The sequence below is a fragment of the Microbacterium sp. YJN-G genome (genome assembly GCF_015040615.1).
Taxonomy (GTDB): Bacteria; Actinomycetota; Actinomycetes; order Actinomycetales; family Microbacteriaceae; genus Microbacterium.
Genome location: NZ_CP060402.1, coordinates 3,072,120 through 3,092,762 on the forward strand (window position 1 = coordinate 3,072,120; position 20,643 = coordinate 3,092,762).

Annotated in this window: 18 protein-coding genes; 2 read left to right on the forward strand and 16 right to left on the reverse strand. The window is 71.2% G+C overall.

Annotated elements, in window-relative coordinates:
- A complete protein-coding gene (locus H7694_RS14760) occupies nucleotides 1-1,707 on the forward strand; it encodes a D-alanyl-D-alanine carboxypeptidase family protein (RefSeq protein WP_193597201.1) in 1,707 nt (568 codons plus the stop codon).
- A gap of 202 nt (nucleotides 1,708-1,909) precedes the next feature.
- On the opposite strand, the gene H7694_RS14765 is transcribed toward H7694_RS14760, so the two are convergent.
- From H7694_RS14765 to H7694_RS14780, 4 genes are all read right to left on the reverse strand, one after another.
- Nucleotides 1,910-4,132 (reverse strand): ABC transporter ATP-binding protein, encoded by a 2,223-nt coding sequence (locus H7694_RS14765; protein WP_193599260.1) that lies wholly within the window; start codon nucleotides 4,130-4,132, stop codon nucleotides 1,910-1,912.
- A gap of 71 nt (nucleotides 4,133-4,203) precedes the next feature.
- The gene (locus H7694_RS14770; protein WP_193597202.1) at nucleotides 4,204-5,931 is read right to left on the reverse strand and encodes an ABC transporter ATP-binding protein; all 1,728 of its coding nucleotides are present in this window, start codon (nucleotides 5,929-5,931) and stop codon (nucleotides 4,204-4,206) included.
- Nucleotides 5,932-6,126: 195 nt separating this feature from the next.
- On the reverse strand, nucleotides 6,127-7,320 hold the full coding sequence (locus H7694_RS14775) for a glycosyltransferase family 4 protein (RefSeq protein WP_193597203.1): 1,194 nt from the start codon (nucleotides 7,318-7,320) through the stop codon (nucleotides 6,127-6,129).
- Nucleotides 7,321-7,404: 84 nt separating this feature from the next.
- Nucleotides 7,405-8,460, reverse strand: coding sequence for an enoyl-CoA hydratase/isomerase family protein (locus H7694_RS14780; protein ID WP_193597204.1), 1,056 nt, complete (start codon nucleotides 8,458-8,460; stop codon nucleotides 7,405-7,407).
- Nucleotides 8,461-8,593: 133 nt separating this feature from the next.
- On the opposite strand from H7694_RS14780, the gene H7694_RS14785 reads away from it, so the two are divergent.
- Complete coding sequence (locus H7694_RS14785; protein ID WP_193597205.1) at nucleotides 8,594-11,059, forward strand: ATP-binding cassette domain-containing protein; 2,466 nt, start codon at nucleotides 8,594-8,596, stop codon at nucleotides 11,057-11,059.
- A 22-nt stretch (nucleotides 11,060-11,081) separates the two neighbouring features.
- Here the strand turns inward: H7694_RS14785 and H7694_RS14790 are convergent, their stop codons facing one another.
- The 12 genes from H7694_RS14790 to H7694_RS14845 all read right to left on the reverse strand — a co-directional run bounded on the left by H7694_RS14790 (nucleotide 11,082) and on the right by H7694_RS14845 (nucleotide 20,635).
- Entirely contained in the window at nucleotides 11,082-11,531 is a 450-nt protein-coding gene (locus H7694_RS14790; RefSeq protein ID WP_193597206.1) for a hypothetical protein, read from the reverse strand.
- 90 nt (nucleotides 11,532-11,621) lie between these two features.
- Nucleotides 11,622-12,944: a glutamate-1-semialdehyde 2,1-aminomutase gene (locus tag H7694_RS14795; RefSeq protein WP_193597207.1), complete on the reverse strand. Its 1,323-nt coding sequence runs from the start codon at nucleotides 12,942-12,944 to the stop codon at nucleotides 11,622-11,624.
- 121 nt (nucleotides 12,945-13,065) lie between these two features.
- Entirely contained in the window at nucleotides 13,066-14,049 is a 984-nt protein-coding gene (gene hemB, locus H7694_RS14800) for a porphobilinogen synthase (protein WP_193597208.1), read from the reverse strand.
- On the reverse strand, nucleotides 14,046-14,843 hold the full coding sequence (locus H7694_RS14805) for a uroporphyrinogen-III synthase (protein ID WP_193597209.1): 798 nt from the start codon (nucleotides 14,841-14,843) through the stop codon (nucleotides 14,046-14,048). The genes hemB and H7694_RS14805 overlap by 4 nt, the downstream gene beginning before the upstream one ends.
- Before the next feature lie 4 nt (nucleotides 14,844-14,847).
- Complete coding sequence (hemC, locus tag H7694_RS14810) at nucleotides 14,848-15,834, reverse strand: hydroxymethylbilane synthase (RefSeq protein ID WP_193597210.1); 987 nt, start codon at nucleotides 15,832-15,834, stop codon at nucleotides 14,848-14,850.
- Nucleotides 15,831-16,544, reverse strand: coding sequence for a hydrogen peroxide-dependent heme synthase (gene hemQ / locus H7694_RS14815; protein WP_193597211.1), 714 nt, complete (start codon nucleotides 16,542-16,544; stop codon nucleotides 15,831-15,833). Before hemQ ends, hemC begins: the two co-directional genes overlap by 4 nt.
- Nucleotides 16,545-16,628: 84 nt before the next feature.
- Nucleotides 16,629-16,934 carry a hypothetical protein gene (locus H7694_RS14820; protein ID WP_193597212.1) on the reverse strand — a complete coding sequence of 102 codons (306 nt, stop codon included), beginning with the start codon at nucleotides 16,932-16,934 and terminating at the stop codon, nucleotides 16,629-16,631.
- A complete protein-coding gene (locus H7694_RS14825) occupies nucleotides 16,921-17,328 on the reverse strand; it encodes a phage holin family protein (RefSeq protein WP_193597213.1) in 408 nt (135 codons plus the stop codon). The genes H7694_RS14820 and H7694_RS14825 overlap by 14 nt, the downstream gene beginning before the upstream one ends.
- Nucleotide 17,329: 1 nt before the next feature.
- Nucleotides 17,330-17,821: a hypothetical protein gene (locus tag H7694_RS14830; RefSeq protein WP_227468163.1), complete on the reverse strand. Its 492-nt coding sequence runs from the start codon at nucleotides 17,819-17,821 to the stop codon at nucleotides 17,330-17,332.
- A gap of 157 nt (nucleotides 17,822-17,978) precedes the next feature.
- Entirely contained in the window at nucleotides 17,979-19,514 is a 1,536-nt protein-coding gene (locus H7694_RS14835) for a protoporphyrinogen/coproporphyrinogen oxidase (protein ID WP_193597214.1), read from the reverse strand.
- Between the two features lie 41 nt (nucleotides 19,515-19,555).
- A complete protein-coding gene (locus H7694_RS14840; protein WP_193597215.1) occupies nucleotides 19,556-20,404 on the reverse strand; it encodes a hypothetical protein in 849 nt (282 codons plus the stop codon).
- 66 nt (nucleotides 20,405-20,470) lie between these two features.
- Nucleotides 20,471-20,635: a hypothetical protein gene (locus tag H7694_RS14845; protein WP_193597216.1), complete on the reverse strand. Its 165-nt coding sequence runs from the start codon at nucleotides 20,633-20,635 to the stop codon at nucleotides 20,471-20,473.
- Nucleotides 20,636-20,643: the final 8 nt, after the last annotated feature.

Below are 20,643 nucleotides of genomic sequence, written 5' to 3' on the forward strand. Positions count from 1 at the left end.
GTGACTGTCTCCCCCGACTCCACGCGCGACTCCACGCGCCCGCTCACGCGCCGTTCGCTGCGTGAGCGCACGCGTGCACGCAACGCGACGCCGCCTGCGGCCGAGGAGACACCGGAGAGCGGCGCGGACGCGGCAACGATTCGTGTCGCAGAGCCGGTTCCCGCCGTGACGGCATCCAGCGGGGATACTGACGCTGTGAATGTCATCGATCGGACTCCCGAGCCGGTTGAGCCGGACGAGCCGGAGCCCGAGTTCCTGCGCGAGCCCGCGACGGTGCCGGGCGGCGTGCCCGCGGTGGTGCCCGCGGTGGTGCCGGCGGCTGAGCCGGTCCCCGCGACGAACGCGATGCCCGACGCGGGGCCGGTGCGCGCGTGGGCCGATGACAAGCATCCGACGACCGCGCTGACGTGGTTGGACCCGCGGACCATCGGCTCGGATGCCGCCCCCGAGCCGCAGCCGGCACCCGACCTGTTCGCCGGTGCGCACCTGAGCCGGGGATGGCGACGACCGCGGGCACTCGTCCCGGCGGGGATCCTCACCGCCGTGGGCGTCGCGTACGTGGCATCCACGCTGCTGTGGCCGCTGAGTGAGGTCGCTCCGGTGGTCACCGCCGAGCAGATCGCGATCGAGCCGGCCCCGGCCGCTACGGCGACGTGGCCGGAGAACGGCAGCGCGGCCGTGTCCGTGCAGGGCATCGCCCCGCTGTCATCGACCCCGGAACGCGACGAGATCGCGAGCATCACGAAGGTCGCCTCGACGCTGATGGTGCTCGACGCCATGCCGCTGAAGGTGGGCGAGCAGGGGCCGAGCTTCGAGTTCACGCGGGAGGATTCGCGCGAGTACTGGCGCTACCGGTGGTCCGACCAGTCGGCGCTGGACGTGCCGGTGGGCGGCAGCCTGACGGAGTACCAGATGCTTCAGGGCGTGCTGCTCGGCTCGGCGAACAACTACATCGACCGGCTCGCGGAGGAGATCTGGGGCTCGGATCGTGCCTTCGCCGAGGCCGCCGCGACCTGGCTGAGCGACCACGGCATCGAGGGCGTCTCGCTCGTGAACCCGTCCGGTTTCGACCGCGACAACGTGGCCACTCCCGCCGGGGCCATCCGCCTCGCCGAGGTGGCGATGAAGAATCCGGTGTTCGCCGAGATCGTCGCCACCCGCTCGGCGGAGATCCCCGGCGTGGGGACGGTCACCAACACGAACAAGATGCTCGACGACGCGGGCGTGGTCGGCGTGAAGACCGGCACACTCTCGCACTGGAACCTGCTCACCGCGAAGGACGTCCCGGTCGGCGACACCACCGTGCGCGTATACGCCGCGGTGCTCGGGCAGGACAGCAACGACGACAGGCTCGCCGTGACCAGGCAGCTGCTCGCGGGCGTCGAGGCGTCGCTTGCCGAGCAGCCGGTGTCGGTGCCGAAGGGCACCGTGGTCGGCCAGGTCGCCACGGTGTGGGGAGACCGCGTCGAGGTCGTGACGGATGCCGACACCAAGGTCGTGCTGTGGAACGGCGCTTCGGCGACCGCTGTGACCGAGCTCGATCTCGGTGACCGCACCGCCGCCGGCGCCGAGGTGGGCACACTCACCGCGAAGGGCCCCGTCGACACCGCGCAGACGTCGGTCTCGCTCGCCGAGGAGATCTCCGCCCCGAGCCCCTGGTGGCGCCTGACGCACCCCCTCGAGCTCTTCGGCCTCGACAACGGCTGACCCCCGCCCTCCCGCCCCCCGCGAGAAACCACTTTCGGCGTGAGAAACGCGTCCACGCAGGGTTTCTCATGCGCGATGTGGTTTCTCACGGAGGTGGGGCCGCGGCGGGGGGCGGGGCGGGGCAGCGGGGCGGGAACGCGAGACGCCCGCCCCGGGAGGGGGCGGGCGTCTCGGGAGGGGGCGGGCGTCTCGGGTCGGCGGGTCAGGGGCGCTCGGGGTCGGATGCCGTGGACTCGGCCTCCCGCACGGCCTCGGCCAGCTGCACCACGTCCGGCGCCTCCATCACGTCCTGCAGCGCAGCGGCGTCGGATGCGGCATCCTCGGCCTCGCCGGTGACGATGACCGGGGTCGTGCCGGTGAGTGACTCCTCGGCGTCGATGTCGGTCGCGGCCTGCTCGAACTGCGACTGGTACAGCCGCCAGTAGGCGCCCTGCTTGGCGATCAGCTCGTCGTGGTCACCCTGCTCCACGATGTCGCCGTGCTCCATGACCAGGATCAGGTCGGCGTCGCGGATCGTCGAGAGCCGGTGCGCGATCACGAACGAGGTGCGCCCCTCGCGCAGCGCCGCCATGGCGTGCTGCAGCAGCAGCTCGGTGCGGGTGTCGACCGCACTCGTCGCCTCGTCGAGGATGAGGATCGACGGCTGCGACACGAACGCGCGGGCGATCGTGATCAGCTGCCGCTCACCGGCCGAGACGTTCGACGCGTCCTCGTCGAGCACCGTGTCGTACCCCTCGGGCAGCGAGTGCACGAAGCGGTCGACATAGGTCGCCTTCGCTGCGGCGATGATCTCGTCGTCGCTCGCGCTCTCCTGCCCGTAGCGGATGTTGTCGCGGATCGTGCCCGCGAACAGCCACGGGTCCTGCAGCACCATGCCGGTGCGCGAACGCAGATCCTCGCGGCTCACCTCGGCGATGTCCTGACCGTCGATCAGGATGCGGCCGGAGTTCAGCTCGTAGAACCGCATGATCAGGTTCACCAGCGTGGTCTTGCCCGCACCGGTCGGTCCCACGATCGCGACGGTCTGGCCCGGCTCCACCCGGAACGACAGATCCTTGATGAGCGGACGGTCCTCGCTGTACGAGAAGGCGACGTGCTCGAACTCGATCACTCCACCTGTGGGTCCCTGAGCCTGTCGAAGGGCGGGCGCCTCTTCGGCATCCGCGTCCTGCTCCTCGGCATCCAGGAAGTCGAACACCCGCTCGGCCGACGCGGTGCCGGACTGCACCACGGCGGCCATGCCGCCCAGCTCGCTGAGCGGCTGGCTGAACTGCTGCGAGTACTGGATGAACGCCTGCACGTCACCGAGGCGCAGGTTGCCGCCGGCGACCATGAGACCACCGAGCACGGCGATGCCGACGTAGGTGAGGTTTCCGATGAACATCATGGCGGGCATGATGATGCCCGACAGGAACTGCGCCTTGAAGCTCGCCTGGTACAGCTCCTCGTTCTCGATCTGGAACCGGTCGAGCGCGTCCTGCTCACGCCCGAAGACCTTCACGAGCGCGTGACCCGAGAACGCTTCCTCGACGCGGGCGTTCAGCCGGCCGACCTTGCGCCACTGGATGCCGAACGCCTTCTGCGAGCGCGGACCGATGACGCCGAAGATGACAGCCATGAGCGGCAGCGACACCAGCGCCACCAGGGCGAGCTGCCACGAGATCGAGAACATCATGGCGAGCACGCCCACCACCGTCAGCACCGAGGTCAGCGCGCCCGAGAGCGACTGCTGCATGGTCTGGGTGATGTTGTCGATGTCGTTGGTGACCCGCGAGATCAGCTCACCGCGCTGCACCTTGTCGAAGTACGCCAGCGGCAGCCGGTTGATCTTCGCCTCGACGTCCTCGCGCAGGCGCCACATGGTGCGCACCATGATGACGTTGATCACGTAGCCCTGGATCCAGCTGAGCACCGCCGAGACGACGTAGATCGCCAGTACGGCGATGATGATCCAGCGCAGCCTGTCGAAGTCGACCCCGGCGCCGACCTGGAAGCTCTCCATGGCTCCGACCATGTTGGCGAAGTCGTCCTGGCCTGCGGCGCGCAGCGCCTCGACGACCTCGGCCTTGCTCATCCCCTCGGGGAATCCGGGGAAGTCCCCGAAGCCGGTGCCGAGCACGTGCGAGACGAAGCCCTCGTAGACGACGTTGGTCGCCTCGCCGAGCACCTTCGGTGCGGCCACGGCCAGCACCACGCCGATCGCACCGAGGAACGACACCAGCACGAACCACACGGCCGAGGGCTTGAGCAGCCCGATCATGCGCTTGAAGCTCGGACCGAAGTGATCGGCCTTGCCGGGAGCAGGGCCGTCGAACATGCCGCCGCCCTCGAGTCGCGCCTTCTCGGCGAGCTCGTGCTCCTCCCTCTCTGCCTCGGTCATGTCCTCGACCTGGGGTCCGGCGGCCCTGGCGCGGGCTGCGGCCATGCGCTCACGGCGAGCGGCCTTGCGGTCCACGGTCTGCTGCGTCTCCCACTCGTTCGAGTTCTCCGGCGCGGTCATGCGTCCACCCCCAGCTGCGACTCGACGATCTCTCGGTAGGTGGCACTGCCGGCGAGCAGCTCGTCATGCGTGCCGACGCCGACCATGGTGCCGCCCTCGAGGACGACGATGCGGTCGGCATCCGTGATGGTCGAGACGCGCTGCGCGACGACGATCTTCGTGACGTCGGGAAGCTCGCGCCACAGCGCCTGGCGCAGCCGGGCGTCTGTGGTGAGGTCGAGCGCCGAGAACGAGTCGTCGAAGACCAGGATCCGCGGCTGGTGCACCAGAGCCCGCGCGATCGCGAGACGCTGACGCTGACCGCCCGACACGTTCGTGCCGCCCTGCGCGATCCGCGAGTTCAGCCCGTCGGGCATCTCCTCGACGAAGTCGCGGCCCTGGGCGATCTCGAGCGCCTTCCACAGCTCTTCGTCCGTCGCGTCCTCCCGGCCGTAGCGCAGGTTCGACGCCACGGTGCCGGTGAACAGGAACGGACGCTGCGGCACCAGGCCGATGCTCGCCCAGAGCGCCTCGACGTCGGCCTCGCGCACATCCGTGCCGCCGACTCTCACCGCCCCGCCCGTCACATCGAACAGGCGCGGGATCAGCGAGACCAGCGTGGTCTTGCCCGCGCCGGTCGAGCCGACGATGGCGACGGTCTCACCCTGCTCGGCACGGAAGGTGATGCCCGAGAGCACCGGCGACTCGGCGCCAGGGTAGGTGAACTCGACGTCGTCGAACGCGACGGTGCCGGGGTTCGGGAACTCGGTGACCCCGTTCTCGGGGCGGGTCATCGACGACTCGGCGTCGAGCACTTCGCCGACGCGCTCGGCCGACACTGCGGCGCGCGGGATCATCATCGCCATGAAGCTCGACATGATCACGCCCATCATGATCTGGCCGATGTACTGCATGAACGCGAACAGGGTGCCGACCTCGACCGTGCCCTGGTTCACCTCGATGCCGCCGAACCAGATGACCGCCACGACGGTGACGTTCAGGATCAGCATGAACAGCGGGAACAGCAGCACGAACAGCGAGCCGACGTTGCGGCCGACGATCATGATGTCGGTGTTCGCCCCGCGGAACCGCTCCTCCTCGATGCGCTCGCGCACGAAGGCGCGCACCACGCGCACACCGGTGAGCTGCTCGCGCATGATGCGGTTCACCGAGTCGAGCTTGCCCTGGTAGCTGCGGAACAGCGGCACCATGCGGCCGATGATGATCCCGGCGGCGATGAGCAGCGCGGGCACCGAGACGGCGATCAGCCAGCTCAGTCCGACGTTGGTCTGCACTGCCATGATGATGCCGCCGATCGCGAGCAGCGGCGCGGTGACGAACATGGTCGCGCCCATCATCGCCAGCATCTGCACCTGCTGCACGTCATTCGTGTTGCGGGTGATGAGCGAGCCGGCGCCGAACTGCGACACCTCGCGCTCGGAGAATCCGCTGACGCGGGAGAACACGTCGGCGCGGATGTCGCGCCCCACCTGCATGGCGGCGCGGGCGGCGAAGAAGGTGGCGACGATGGATGCGATGATCTGTCCCAGCGAGATCATCAGCATGAACGAGCCGTGCGACCAGATGTAGTCGATGTCGGCCTTGGCGACGCCCTGGTCGATGATGTCGGCGTTCAGGCGTGGCAGGTAGAGCGAGGCCATGGCGCTGGCGAACTGGAACACCAGCACGCCGGCCAGCAGCCATCGATATTTGGACAGATAACGGAAGAGGATCTTTCCCAGCACAGGCGGACTTCCTTGGGATGGGGGAATCGGACCGGATGCGGCCAGATGACAGACTGCCACGCTCCACCGACATTCGGATCCCCCTCAGGGATGACCTTCGCTGACAGCGAAAACCGCCCTCGGGCCTGCGCTTTCGCGCCCACGCCCCGATCAGGATCCCACCGCGCCCCGGAAGGCCCGGCGAGCAGGCTCAGATCAGCGCACCGAGTCGATTAGCGCCTGCAGACCGGCGACGTGCGCGGCCGGCTGCCGGTCGCGCGCGTACGCGAGGGCGCCGGCGCGCGGAGCATCCAGCAGCGACCGGTCCGCCTCCACGCGCAGGATGAGCTCGGCCAGGCCCGCGGCGTCCGGTGTCGGCGTGCCGATCGCGGCATCCCCGAACTCGGTCGCCAGCACCGGGTCGCTGACGATCACCGGCCGTCCGTGCGCGAACGCCTCCAGCGCCACCATCGGCTGGTTGTCGAACCCGAGCGAGGTGATCAGCGCGGCATCCGCGGCATCCATCAGCTCTCCCACCCGCTCACCGGCCACCGCGCCGTGGAAGGTGACGCCGGGCACCGGGCGGTGCGCGCCGCCCGCGACGTCGAGATGCACGCGGTCGGGGCCGATCCGGTCGACGACGATCCGCATGGCGTCGAGGGCGACCTCGAGCCGCTTCTCGGGGGCGAACCGCGCCACCCACAGCAGCTGCACCGCCCCGCCCACGGACGGGTCGGTCGCGCGCAGTGGCTGCGCCACGTTCGAGAACGCCTCGACGCGGCCGGCTCCGGCCGCGCGCAGCGCCTCGGCCTGATGCCGCGACGGCGAGAGCACGATCCCCGAGCGCTGGGCGACCCGCAGGGTCATGGTGCGCAGGGCGTTGTTGAGCGGGTGGCTGCCGGTGAAGCGGTCGCCCTCGCGGATGCCGGTCAGGGAGCGGTGCACGCCCGTGACGACGGGGGCGAACGCGGCGAGCGCGAGCGGCGCCCGCCAGAAGAAGGTGTGCACGGTGTGCAGCGTGGGCACGTTCAGGCGCCGGCCGACCTCGAGGGCGGCCGCGGCGAGCGCGAACTCGGAGTGCACGATGATCGCCCCGACCCGGTGCCGGCGGATGGTCGCGGCGACCAGCGGCTCCAGGTCGTGCGCGCGACCCAGCAGGGGCAGATCGAGCACGGGGATGGTGCCCCGCCGGGGCGGGGCGACGGTGACGATCGGATGCCGTTCGGCATCCGCATCCGTCGCACTGGTCGCCAGCACGTCGGCGTCGGGGGCGAGCACCACGACCCGCACGCCCTCGCCGGCCAGCGCCTCGGCTTGACGCAGGAATGCGGTCTGGGCGCCGCCCAGGTACCTCAGCGAGTAGTCGCACACCAAGAGCACGGCGGGCGCGGCGGCATCCTCTTCTCGCATGCCTGCGAGTCTATGCGGGCCGCCCGTGCGCACCCTGCGACCGGCGCCCGGGCGGGCGCCCGGACCGGTCCCCGATCCCGCACGTCAGAACAGCGGCACCTCGGGCACGAACGCGCGGGCCGGGGCGCCGGCGTCGCCGGGCAGCTCGGCGATCGTGGCGGGGTTCCACTTCGGCTGGCGGTCCTTGTCGATCAGCTGGGCGCGGATGCCCTCGACCATGTCGGGATGCGTGCCGAACCACATGACGCGGCGGTACTCGCCCTCCAGCGCCTCGCGCACGCTGCGCATCTCGCGCGCCTCGCGCACCGCGTCGAGGGTGACGGCCAGTCCGGTGGGGGCCAGCTCTTCGAGCACGGCCAGCGTCGCGGCGGCATCCGGAGCCTCGGATGCTCGCAGCCGATCGGCGATCTCGCCGACGGTCGACGCAGAGAAGACCTCGTCGACCCACGTACGCGCCTCGAGCAGCGGCGATGGGTCGGCGGTCTCGTCGAACAGCAGCACGAGCTCGTTCGGGGTGCCGGGGTCGGCCCGCCAGGCCAGCGCCTCGCGCAACCCGTCGAGCCGGTCGGAGGGCACGAAGTGGTCGGCGAATCCGAGGTGCACGGCATCCGCTCCGGTCATGGTCCGCCCGGTCAGGCCGAGGTACTCCCCCAGCCGCCCGGGTGCACGGCCCAGCAGCCAGGTGCCGCCGACGTCGGGCGTGAAGCCGATGCGGGTCTCGGGCATGGCGAGCTTGGAGCGCTCGGTGACGATGCGCACCGAGGCGTGCCCTGCCAGGCCGATGCCACCGCCCATCGTGATCCCGTCGGCGAAGGCCACCACGGGCTTCGGGTACTCGGCGATGAGCGCGTTCATCGCGTACTCGGCCCGGAAGAACTCGGCGATGTCGCCGGGATGCCCGGTCACGAGCTGCTCGTACAGCGCCCTGACGTCGCCGCCCGCGCACAGTCCGCGCTCCCCCTTGCCGTCGATGAGGATCGTCTGGATGTCGCTGTCGTCGACCCAGGCCTTGAGCGCAGCGGTGATCTGCGTGATCATGTCGAGATCGAGGGCGTTGATCGCCCGCGGACGGTTCAGCGTGATGCGTCCGAGCGAGTTCTCGGCGCGGACGAGGACGGTGGCAGCTTCGGCATCGGTCACGTCCGCCAGGCTACTCCGCTTCGCGTTTCGCCCCGATTCGGGCCCCGGGATGACTCTTTCCGGCAGGTGAAGCCGGGATTTCAGGCATTTTCCGGGAAGATGGGATGAATTGCCCCGAACAGGAGAGGTCGCCATGCCCGAAGGACAGGTGCTCGAGTTCAGCCGGGTGACGAAGCGTTTCGGAGCCGTCACCGCGGTTGCCGACCTCTCCGTGCGCGTCCGCCCGGGCGTCGTCACGGGATTCCTGGGCCCGAATGGCGCCGGCAAGACCACGTCCCTGCGGATGCTGCTCGGTCAGATCCGCCCCAGCTCGGGCTCCGTGACGATCGGCGGATCGACCTACGCCGAGCTGCGCAACCCGCTGCGCACCGTGGGCGCCGTGCTGGAGGAGTCGCCCTACCGTCCGCGCCGCACCGCGAACCGCCAGCTGCTGATCTCGGCGAAGGCCAACTCGATCCCGGCATCCCGCGTCGATGAGGTGCTGCACCAGGTCGGCCTGCAGGACGACGCCGACACCCGCCTGGGCAGCTATTCGCTGGGTATGCGGCAGCGGCTGGCCGTGGCGACCGCTCTGCTCGGAGACCCCGGCGTCCTCGTGCTCGACGAGCCCGCGAACGGCCTCGACCCCGAGGGCATCCGGTGGATGCGCCTGCTCATGCGCCGCCTCGCCGATGAGGGGCGCACCGTGCTGGTCTCGTCGCACGTGCTCAGCGAGATCGAGCAGGTCGCCGACGACGTCGTGGTGCTGTCGAAGGGCCGCGCGGTGTACTCCGGCGCCATGGAGGAGCTGGCCGACCCGTCCGGCGGGGCGGTCATCGTCGATGCCGAGAACCGCGCGCGCCTGATCACGGTGCTCTCGGGTGCGAAGCTCTCCTTCGACGTGCTGCGCTCGGGTGTCACGGTGCGCGACTCGGATGCCGCGACCGTCGGCGCGATCGCCGCCGAGGCGGGCGTCGCCCTCACCCTTCTGCAGCAGCGCGGCCCCAGCCTCGAGGACGTCTTCCTCGACCTCGTGTACGGCCGCCGCTCGGACAGCCCGCGCCTCGACGAGGTCGCGAACCCGGTCGCGCACGCGCCCGTGAGCAGTGAGCAGGGCACCGCGGCCGACGCCGCGCTGGTCGCCGGTGGCGTCGCCACCGCGGGTGCCGCGGCCGTCGTCGCCGACGGCGGGATGGGCGCCGCGGCCGGCGCCGGGTACGGTGCGGGTTCGACGGATGGATCGGATGCCGCGGCAGCTGGTGATTCGGATGCCGAGGCGGATGCGGGTGCCGAGGAGGATGCTGCCGGCGGCGCGGGTGCTGTCGCCGCGGCGGATGCCGGGGATGCGGATGCCGGTCAGGACGAGGATGCTGCGCGCGATGAGCGCGCTGCGCCCGACACCGGCGACACGGAGGCACCCGGCGACGCGGGCGACGCAAGCGACGAGGATGCCGTGAGCACCCCGACGGCCGACGGTGACGCCGAGGTTCCCGAGACGCAGGCCGCCGACGGTGCCAAAGAGTCAGAAGACGCCGACGGTGACGCGACGGAGCAGCCGGACGGCAGCACGGAACAGACCGCAGACGTCGCAGACGGCGCCGCCGAAGGCCAGAGCGACGAGCACCCTCAGCCTGAGCAGTCCGGCGAGGGCGAGCAGTCGACCGCGAGCGATGAGCCCGCCGACGGCGGGGATGCGTCCGAACACGCGAACACCGCGGACGAGGACGCTGCCGACGAGAACTCCTCGGAGTCGAACCGCGACGGCGAGAACCACTCCGACGAGAACCACGCGGTCGACGCGCGTCGGGACGACCAGGCCGAGGACGCCGAGTCCGCAGACGACGCCAATGACGGAGACGCAGACGGTCCCGGCGAGGACGCCGCGGAGAGCGCGGATGCCGAGCCCGACGGCGGATCCGCCACCGACGACCAGGCCGGCAGCGTGGACAAGCCTGCGGCATCCGGGACCTTCTGGACCACCCGCCGCGCCCGCTACCGTGACGACGCCGCCTCGGACAGCACGGGCGAGAACGACGACGACGACGCCGACGACGACGCCGACGACGACGCCGACCCGATCGCGGCGCTGTGGGCACCGCGCGCGGCCGGCGCAGCATCCGACGACACTGCGGCATCCGACTCCGAGCAGGGAGACGACGCAGCATCCGGCGCCGACCACGGTGACGAGGGCGAGTCGGCCCAGTCCGGCGGGATCCTGCCCCTCGCAACGGAGGCCGTCTCGCTGCCGTCGATCACGGAGCCGCCGACGTTCACCGAGCTGATCACCGGCATCCCGGCATCCGCGTCTCCCCTGCAGGGCGACGCACCGGCGACCGAGGCGATCCCGGTGTTCGCGCCGCAGCCCTCGAACGAGGGCGACGACGACTCCACGGTCGACGACGCCGAGGACGACCCGCGTCTCGCCGCGATGCGCACCTCGCTGTCGAGCGCGGCCAGCCGCTTCTTCGACGGCCCGGCGCCCGACTACCCCTACGGCTCCGCGCCCGCCGAGGACGCCCAGAACGATGACACTGCGCAGACGGACGAGGATGACTCAGAGCGTTCGGGCGACAACGGCGACAACGAGCACGCCCAGCGGGACGGCGACCAGCACCACTGACGAACGGCCGCTCTCCGGCTGATCAGGCCGGGCGGGGCCTGATGACCGGGCGCTGACGCGGCTTCTGTACCGGCACCGGCGCGGTCGAAGCGATCTCGGCGACATCGGCCGGCTTGTCGCTGACCTCCAGGCGCAGCGCCTGGGTCAGAGCGAGCCCGTGCCGGGTGGTGAGGATCAGCCGCTGGAACTGCTCATCGCCCTCGAGGTCGATCACGACGCTCGGGCGGCGCTTGCGGATGAGGACGAAGTCGGTCGTGCCCGCACCCTTCCAGGTGCCGCCCGCGAGGATGCCGGGGATGTACGTTCCCGGACCCGGAACGCCGCGCAGCCAGGTCCACGCATCGTCGGTGAGCTGCACTTTGGTGATGTGCTCGCGGGCGATCCGCAGGTTCTCGCGGTGGAAGGTCGACGCGCGCTCGATCGGCGACAGGACGATCTCGAGTCTCGTCTGATCCAGCAGGAGCGTCACCATGGGTTACAGTCTGCCAGCGCACTCCCGCAAGATCACTGCGACTTGCTCACAACGCGACAACGATCGGGTGAAGCGCACCCGATCGTTCCGTCAGGCGGTGGCGGATGCCGCGGCGGCGGCCGCCGCGGGCAGCGCGGCCTCGATCGCCGAAAGCTCGGCGTCGCCGTGCGCGGCGGTGAGGAACCACGCCTCGAACACGCTCGGAGGCAGCGCCACGCCCTGCTCGCGCATGGCGTGGAAGAACGGCGCGTACCGGAACGACTCCTGCGCCTGGGCCTGCGCGTAGTCGCGCGGATCCTCGGCCGAGAAGACCAGGCCGAACAGGTTGCCGGCGCGCGGCACGGCGTGCACGACACCGGCATCCGTCAGTGCGGCATCCAGCGCGTCCGCGAGGCGGGCGGCCGATGCGTCGACCCGGGCGTACACCTCGGGGGTCGCGAGGCGCAGCGTGGCAAGCCCTGCCGCGACCGAGAGCGGGTTCCCCGAGAGGGTGCCGGCCTGGTACACCGGGCCGACCGGGGCGAGCAGATCCATGACCTCGGCGCGACCGCCGAGTGCGGCGAGCGGCATCCCGCCACCGACGACCTTGCCGAAGGTGATGATGTCGGGCAGGTACTCCTCGCCCGCGGCCTGCTGCAGGCCCCAGTATCCGGCCGGGTGCACGCGGAAGCCGGTGAGCACCTCGTCGAGGATCATCAGGGCGCCGTGGGCGTGCGCGGTGTCGGCGATGAGCCGGTTGAAGCCGGGCTGCGGGGCGACCACGCCCATGTTCGCGGCGGCGGCCTCGACGATCACCGCGGCGATGCGGTCGCCGTGCTCGGCGAAGACCGCTGCGAGGGCGTCGGGGTCGTTGTAGTCGATGACCAGCGTCTGCGCGGCGATCGGCGCGGGCACTCCCGCCGAGCCGGGCAGGGCGAGGGTGGCCACGCCGGATCCGGCCGCGGCCAGCAGCCCGTCGGAGTGGCCGTGGTAGTGGCCGGCAAACTTCACCAGCAGGTCGCGGCCGGTGGCGCCGCGTGCGAGACGGATCGCGGTCATCGTGGCCTCGGTGCCGGTGGACACCAGCCGCACGCGGTCGACGGGGCGGACGTCGCCGTGCCGGACGCGGTCGGCGATCAGCTGTGCGAGTTCGACCTCGCCCTCTGTGGGCGCGCCGAACGACAGGCCGCGGACGGCGGCATCCTGCACCGCCTGCACCGCCTCGGGGTGCGCGTGCCCGAGCAGGGCGGGACCCCACGACGCGACCAGGTCGATGTAGTCGCGTCCGGCGGCGTCGGTCACGATGGCGCCGGATGCGGATGCCAGGAAGCGCGGCGTCCCGCCGACCGAGCCGTACGCGCGCACCGGCGAGTTCACGCCGCCGGGGATCACCGCGCGGGCGGTGTCGAACAGGTCGTCATTGCGATCGGTCATGTGTCTTCCTCTGGTGACGCATCCGTCTATATGTCACGAAGTGCTGAAATCCGGGGCGAATAGCGGCACTTTGTGACAAATAGACGGGGTGGGGAGGCGGGGTGCGGGGGGGGACGCGGGGTCAGGGGGTGCGGAGCCAGCGGGCGGCCTCGACGGCCCAGTAGGTCAGCAGGGCATCCGCACCGGCACGGCGGATCGACATCAGCGACTCGAGCACGGCGGCGCGGCGATCGATCCACCCGTTCGCTGCGGCGGCCTCGACCATCGCGTACTCGCCCGACACCTGGTACGCCCAGACCGGCACGTCCACGGCGTCGCGCACCTCGCGCAGCACATCGAGGAACGCCATCGCGGGCTTGACCATCACGATGTCGGCGCCCTCGTCGACGTCGAACAGCGCCTCGCGGACGCCCTCGCGACGGTTGCCCGGGTCCATCTGGTACGTGCGGCGGTCGCCCTGCAGCTGCGAGTCGACGGCCTCGCGGAACGGGCCGTAGAAGGCGCTGGCGTACTTGGCCGAGTAGGCGAGCAGCAGGGTGTCGGTGAAGCCCTCGGTGTCGAGCGCCTCGCGGATCGCGGCGACCTGACCGTCCATCATGCCGCTCAGCCCGAGCAGCTGCGAGCCGGCGCGCGCCTGCGCGACCGCCATGGACCGGTAGCGATCGAGGGTGGCGTCGTTGTCGACCGCGCCGGAAGGCGCGAGCACCCCGCAGTGACCGTGGTCGGTGAACTCGTCCAGGCACAGGTCTGTCTGCACGACGAGTGCGTCGCCGACCTCTGCGGCCAGCGCCGCAGTCGCGACGTTGAGGATGCCCTCGGGATCATCCGCGGCCGAGCCCTCGGCATCCCGCACCTCGGGCACTCCGAACAGCATCACGCCGCCCACGCCCGCCTCGGCGGCATCCACAGCGGCAGCGCGCAGCGAGTCGAGCGAGTGCTGCACGACCCCGGGCATCGAGCCGATCGCCGCCGGCTCGGTGAGCCCCTCGCGGACGAACATCGGCAGCACCAGCTGCCGCGCCTCGAGCGAGGTCTCGCGCAGGAGGTTGCGCACCGGCGCCGACTGGCGCAACCGGCGCAGGCGGGTGGTCGGGTAGCCGCTCACGGTGCGAACTCGTCGGCCGCGTGCGGAAGGGTGAAGTGCGACACGGTCTCGATGAGCGCGTCGACGGTCTGCCGGTCGGCGACCGCCGAGATCGGGAGCCCGACCTTGCGGGCATCCTGGGCGGTGCGGGGGCCGATGGCCGCGAGCAGCGTCGTGTCGGGGATCTCGGGGAACTGCTCGCGCACCTGCCCGGCGACGGATCCGCTGGTGATGAGGATGACGTTGATGCGGCCGTTCTCGACGTCGCGGCGGATGCGGTCGGTGACCGGCACCCCCACGGTGCGGTAGGCGACGATGCTGTCGACATCGTGGCCCGCCTCGGTCAGCGACTTCGAGAGCACCGGCTTGGCGATCTCGCTGCGCAGGCTGAGGATGCGGCGCGGCTCGGGCTCGAGGGCGATCATCTGCTCGGCCATCCCGGCCGCCGAGTTGTCGAGCTCGGGAACGAGTGCGACCTCGTAGCCGACTGCGGCCAGCGCGGCGGCGGTGGTCTCGCCGACCGCGGCGATGCGGGTCGTCCTGGGCACCTCGACGCGATGCGCGAACAGCACGTCGACGGTGGTCGCACTCGTGACCGTCAGCCAGTCGTAGTGTCCCTGCTGCAGGCGCTCGAGCGCGGCATCCAGCGCCACCTGGTCGGTGGTCGGTGCGAAGTTGATCAGCGGCGCGACCACGGGCACGGCGCCCTGCGCTCGCAGACTCGCGGCGACACCGTCGCCCCAGGGCCCGCCACGGGGCACCAGCACGCGCCAGCCGGCCAGCGGCCGTGCCGTTTTCGTTTCGGAAGCAGTCATCAGATCACTCTCGCGGGAGAAGGTCGGCCGCCCCCTGTTCGAGCAGCCGATGGGCCGCAGACATGCCGATGTCACGGATCGCATGCATCGGGTCTGCACCATCGGCAGTAATCGCTCCGTTGCCACTGCCGTTCCGACGAATATACCCCCCGTTCAGGGACTCGGTGACGTCGAGTCCGATCCGGCGGTCTCCGCCGGGCTCGTACACGACCGCGCGGATGCGGATGCTGTCGCCTGTCACGGCCGCGTGCGCGGCCATCGGCGCCTGGCATCCGGCCTCGAGCCCGGCGAGGATCGCGCGCTCGACGGTCACGGCGATACGGGTGTCCTCGTCATCCAGCTCGGCGAGCGCGGCCAGCAGCTCGGCGGGCGCATCGGTCGTCGTCTCGACGGCGAGCGAGCCCTGACCCGGGGCGGTCGGCCACTCGGCAAGGCCGAGCGGCTCGCGCAGCAGCGACGACTCCGGGCCGAGACGGGACAGGCCGGCGGCGGCCAGGATGACGGCATCCAGTTCACCCGACTCGACGCGCGCCAGGCGCGAGTCGACGTTGCCGCGGATGTCGACGACCTCGGCGTGCGGTGCGCGGCGGCGCACCTGCGCGATGCGACGAGGGGCACCCGTGCCGACCCGGCTTCCGGGGCGCAGCGCGTGCAGCGGGGTGCCTTCACGGGTGATGACGACGTCGCGCGGGTCCTCACGGACGGGCGTGGCCGCGATGACCAGCTCGGCGGGCACGGCGGTGGGCAGGTCCTTCAGCGAGTGGACGAGGATGTCGCACTCGCCGGCGATGAGCGCCTCGCGCAGCCGGTTCGCGAAGATCCCGGTGCCGCCGATCTCGGACAGCGACGCGCGGTTGGTGTCGCCCTCGGACACGATCGGCACGAGATCTACGGGGCGTCCGGCGATCTTCGACAGCGCGTCGGCGACGTGACCTGACTGCGCCTGGGCGAGCGCGCTGCGCCGGGTGCCGAGGCGGATGGGGGTGTTCACTGCAACACGTCTGCGATCTCGTCGAAGCGCAGGCGGCGCCCGGTGTAGAAGGGCACCTCCTCCTTCACGAACCGGCGGGCCTCGGTGTAGCGCAGGTCGCGCATGAGGTCGACGAGCTCGGTGGGGTCGTCCGCCTCGAGCGGCAGCAGCCACTCGTAGTCGCCGAGCGCGAACGCGGCGACGGTGTTGGCGATGACACCGGTGAAGGCTGCGCCCTTGCGTCCGTGGTCGGCGAGCATCTTGCGGCGCTCGGCCTCGTCGATCAGGTACCACTCGGGGGTGCGCACGAACGGGTACAGGCAGAGCCAGCCCTTCGGCTCGATGCCGCGCAGGAAGCCCGGAACGTGCTGGCGGTTGAACTCGGCGTCGCGGTGCACGCCCATGACGTTCCACACCGGCAGCAGCGAGCGCAGCAGGTCGGTGCGGCGCAGCCGGCGCAGAGCGCGCTGCAGCTCTTCGGCGGTGTCGCCGTGCAGCCAGACCATCAGGTCGGCCTCGGCCTTCAGCCCGCTGACGTCGTAGAAGCCGCGCACCGAGACGCCGGAGTCCTCGATGTAGCCGACGATCGTCTCGAGCTCGGTCGCGTCGGTCTCGGACACGGGTGAGTCGGGGTTTCGGCGCCAGACGGCCCACAGGGTGAACCCGGTGGGCGAAGGCTCTGACCCGGAGGGGGCGGATGCGGACTCAGTGTGCTCGCGTACTTCCGACATGCTTCCAGTCTGCCCCCTCTGCGAGGGCATGGCGAACCGAGGCCGGTTCACCCGTGCGCGTCCGCGCGAGAGGGCGCGTCAGCGTCAGCGCGAGAGGGCGCGTGCGATCACCCAGACCGCGCCGCCGACGACTGCGGCGACGCCGACCACCGCCGCGGCCGCACCCGCCGGGTTGCGGTGCGCGAAGGTGCGGGCGCGCAGGATGCCGCGCTGCGAGGCCTTCTCGATGCGCCGGGGGAAGTTGCCCTTGATCTCGATGGCGGCCAGCGCGGCCTTCAGCTCGGCGCGCGCGGACTCCACCGGATCGACGATGCCCGGGGGCACCGCCGTGCGCGGCAGAGGCCCGGCGGGCACCACCGTCGACGGCACGCGGGGGTCAGAGTTCGTCATTGCCGGCCTCCTTCACGAGACGCACGTCGGTGGCGATGGCCTGCCCGGGGTTCTCGCGCCTGACCACCTTGCGGAAGCGCATCACTCCGAGCAGGGCGAAGATGATGACGGCGACGATCAGGAAGCCGAACACGGCGAGCGCCGCGAGCCACGCCGGCCACCACGACGCGAGGCCGATGATGGCGAAGGCCAGCAGCACGGGGATCGCCCAGAACAGCAGGAACAGCACGACGACGAACCACAGGCTGCCGATGCCGGCATCCTTCGCGGTGCGCGAGATCCACGCCTTCGCCGAGTCGATCTCGGCGGTGACGAGGTTGCGCACCAGTTCGGGTAGGTCACCGAGCAGCGTCAGCAGGCTGTCATCGGCGCGGTCGCGGTATCCGCGTGCCATGTCACTCCGCCTCTGAGCTCGTCTTCTTCGCCGCGGACTTGCCGGTGGTGCTCGCCGACCCGGACGTGCTCGACGTCCCGGTCGTGCTCGACGATCCCGACGAACCGGACGAGCCCGAAGAGCCGGCCGACTTCGGCGTGCTGCGCGACGCGGTGGTGCGCTTGGCCTCGGCCGCGGCATCCTTCGCCGCGTCGGCGACGTCTTCGCCGGCGTCCTTCGCCGCGCCGACCGCGGAGTGCAGCTTCTGCTCAGGAGTGCCCGGGTTGGCGGCCGCCTTGACGACCTTCACCGCTCCCGTCCAGATCGCGCCGGGCACTGCCGCGACCTGGGCCTTCGCGAAATCCTGGACACGCGTGACCCTGTCCTGGACGGGATCGAGGTTCCACACCTTGAGCCACTGCGTCTTGATCTGCTCGTAGCGCTCGCGACCTGCGCGACTGCCGAGCACGTATCCGACGCCGAGTCCGACGACGAGTCCGATCTTCCCCTTCATGGGAGCCTCCTGACATTTGTTGCGGCATCTGCGCCGGAGGTCGAACCGCTCACCCCCGCACGATCGGTTCCAGGGTAGTCGCATATTCCCGATTCGGCATCTACCCTTGCGCAGCGCGACGAGAAGATGTAGCGAGGGGGTCTCAGTGCGGCCGCGGTCAGCCCCAGAGCAGCGAGCTGCGCAGGCGGTCGGCCTCGGCCACGGCATCCGGCACGACCTGGGCCAGCCCCGTACCCGCCAGCCACGCACCCACCACCGCGACGCCTGGGGTCGCCGTGACGGCGGCCCGTGCGGCCGCCCTGCGCTCGGTCTCGCCGATCAGCGAGGTCGGCTGGGACTGCACGAACCGTCCGCGGTGCGCGGCGACGAGCTGGCCGGGGGTCAGGTCGACCCCGAGCAGAGCGGATGCCTCGGACAGCGCGAGCCGCGCGGCGGCGTCGTCGTCCAGCGAGGCGGTCGCGGCCGGCTCGCCCTGGGTGCCGAACGAGACGCGCACGATGTGGCGCTCTCCGGCGGCCCGGCGCACCCAGCCCCACTTGGCCGTGGAGTGGGTGAGCGCCTTCGCGGTGCGGCTGCCGGGGACTGTCAGCACGCCGCTGCCGCGGGGGGCCGCGTCGAGTGCGGGGGCGTCGAGCAGCAGCGTGATGATCTCGATCTCGGGCGCCTCGCCGGGTGGGGTGAGACCGGCGACGTGCGCATCGAGCAGGGCCCGTGCGTCCGGCTCCGGCGTCGCCACGACGACCCCGGCCGCGGTGAGCCGATCGACCGTCGGCTCGACTCGTGCTGTCGACTCGGCGGATGCGGCGGGTGCCGCGGCGTCGGCATCCGGCGCCTCTGCCGTCTCAACCGGCGTCTCGACCGGTTCTACCGTCTCGAAGACGACGGCCCAGCCGTCGCCGTCGCGGTCGATCCGCGTGGCGCGGACGCCGGTGCGCACGTCGGCGCCGTACATCTCGAGTTCGGCGCGCAGCGCCTCGATGAGCCGGCTCATACCGCCGTCGATGCCGAGCACGGCGGCGCCCGGTTTGCCGCGGCGCGCGCCCTGCAGGTCGAGCACGGCGCCGCTGAGCGAGCCGGTCCGGGTGAGGGCCGCGTTCAGACCGGGGGCCGCGATGTCGACGTCGACGTCCTCGGGCAGCGCCGAGTACACGCCGGCAGTGACGGGGGCGACCAGACGGTCGCGCACCCGGGCGCCCATCCGCGTGGTGACCAGCTTGCCGAGGCTGCGCTCGTGTCCGATCGTCAGCGGCGGGCGCAGGCGGTCGAGGTAGGCGCGCCAGGCGCCGCGCCAGCCGATGATCGCGCGCACGTCATCGGCGAACGGGTTCGCGGGGATGCCGAGCAGGCCGCCGGTCGGCAGGGGTGCGTCGGGGGCGTCCGGGATGCCGCTGAGCCAGGCACCGCCGCCCTCCGGAGCGACGATCGCGTCGCCGAGCCCGAGCTCCTCGACGAGGGTGCGCACGTGGCCGCCGCGGGTGGCGAAGCTCTCGGCGCCGGCGTCGACGACGATGCCGTCGAGCTCGACCGAGCGGATGCTGCCGCCGAGCTCGGGCGCGGCCTCGAGCAGCGTGACGCGGATGCCGAGCTTCGCGAACTCGCGGGCCGCGATGAGTCCGCCGATGCCGCCGCCGATGACGATGACGTGCTTCTCGGCGGCGCGGGCGGCGAGGTCTGCGGGCTCTTCGGAGGTCATGCCTCCATCATTTCACCGCGGGGTTCAGGCTCCGCTGTGACTCAGTCGCCCACCGGCACCTCCCGGCGGTTGATCCGGCTCGGCTCGGTGGTGTTGATGACGATGGGGGTCTCACCCGAGGTGTCGATGAAGTAGACGCCGGTCTGTCCCTGCTCCGAGACGGGGAAGGCCCAGGTGCCGCCGGGGACGTCGGGCTGCGGGCCGCGCACCACGTCGAGTGGCGAGGGCATCTCGCCCTTCAGCACCTCGATCGGCGTCAGGGTGCCGGATGCCGCGAAGTCGAGCCGCGGTGTGTGCAGCACGACATCGCCGGCGGCGCCGTGCGCCCGGGCGAACACGATCACGTCGGCCTGCTGCGCCCATTCGGTCAGCTGGGCGCGGGATGCCGCGGGCACACGCTCGGGCGAACCGGCCAGCACGCGCGCGAAGGTGCGCTGTGCGGCGGAGTCGTCGTGCAGCCCGACGTGACCGAACAGTTCGAACGCGTCGCCGTCCGCCTTCAGCACGAAGATGCCCTCGTGCTTCGCGTCGCGCGACTCCTGCGCGCCGTCGACGAGGTGGTACCAGGTGCCTGCCGGCTTGACGACGGTGATCTCGGCATCCGCATCGCCCTTCAGCACCTCGGTGACATGCACGATCGCCCGCTGCGCGGGGAACGCCGGCTCCCCGGCATCCTCGACGGGCGCATCCACCGACTCGACCGTGCCGTACACGATGAGGTCGGCCGCAGGCACGAGCTCGCTGATCGGCTCGGACGGGTTCGGATCCTGTGCCGCAGCGGTCGACGAACTGGGGGTGGGCATGGGCTTCTCCTCTGTGGCTGCGGTGCACGCGGTCAGCAGCAGCGCGACGGACGCGATGACGACGAGACCCGCCTTCGACGCGGTCATCCGTTCCCCACCTCGACGACGTTGAACGACTCGGTGAACTCGTCCATGCTCATGGTGAACGCGTGCTCAACCGGCCATGCTCAGCCGGCCATGCTCGAACGGGGCGCCGATCGCACCCGCGACATCGGCGTTGCGCTCGGGAGCATCCTCGAGCTCGGCGATGATCTGCGTGATCGAATCGCGAACGTCCGTCAGCAGGTCATAGTCGATCGTGACCTTCTCGGCTCCCACTCTCACTC

Excerpts from the sequence above, each read along its gene's own strand:
- H7694_RS14765 (WP_193599260.1), bottom strand. The coding sequence starts at position 4,132 with ATGGCCGCAGCCCGCGCCAGGGCCGCCGGACCCCAGGTCGAGGACATG.
- H7694_RS14775 (WP_193597203.1), bottom strand. The coding sequence starts at position 7,320 with ATGCGAGAAGAGGATGCCGCCGCGCCCGCCGTGCTCTTGGTGTGCGAC.
- H7694_RS14785 (WP_193597205.1), top strand. The coding sequence starts at position 8,594 with ATGCCCGAAGGACAGGTGCTCGAGTTCAGCCGGGTGACGAAGCGTTTC.
- H7694_RS14790 (WP_193597206.1), bottom strand. The coding sequence starts at position 11,531 with ATGGTGACGCTCCTGCTGGATCAGACGAGACTCGAGATCGTCCTGTCG.
- H7694_RS14795 (WP_193597207.1), bottom strand. The coding sequence starts at position 12,944 with ATGACCGATCGCAATGACGACCTGTTCGACACCGCCCGCGCGGTGATC.
- H7694_RS14805 (WP_193597209.1), bottom strand. The coding sequence starts at position 14,843 with ATGACTGCTTCCGAAACGAAAACGGCACGGCCGCTGGCCGGCTGGCGC.
- hemQ (WP_193597211.1), bottom strand. The coding sequence starts at position 16,544 with ATGTCGGAAGTACGCGAGCACACTGAGTCCGCATCCGCCCCCTCCGGG.
- H7694_RS14820 (WP_193597212.1), bottom strand. The coding sequence starts at position 16,934 with ATGACGAACTCTGACCCCCGCGTGCCGTCGACGGTGGTGCCCGCCGGG.
- H7694_RS14825 (WP_193597213.1), bottom strand. The coding sequence starts at position 17,328 with ATGGCACGCGGATACCGCGACCGCGCCGATGACAGCCTGCTGACGCTG.
- H7694_RS14830 (WP_227468163.1), bottom strand. The coding sequence starts at position 17,821 with ATGAAGGGGAAGATCGGACTCGTCGTCGGACTCGGCGTCGGATACGTG.
- H7694_RS14835 (WP_193597214.1), bottom strand. The coding sequence starts at position 19,514 with ATGACCTCCGAAGAGCCCGCAGACCTCGCCGCCCGCGCCGCCGAGAAG.
- H7694_RS14840 (WP_193597215.1), bottom strand. The coding sequence starts at position 20,404 with ATGACCGCGTCGAAGGCGGGTCTCGTCGTCATCGCGTCCGTCGCGCTG.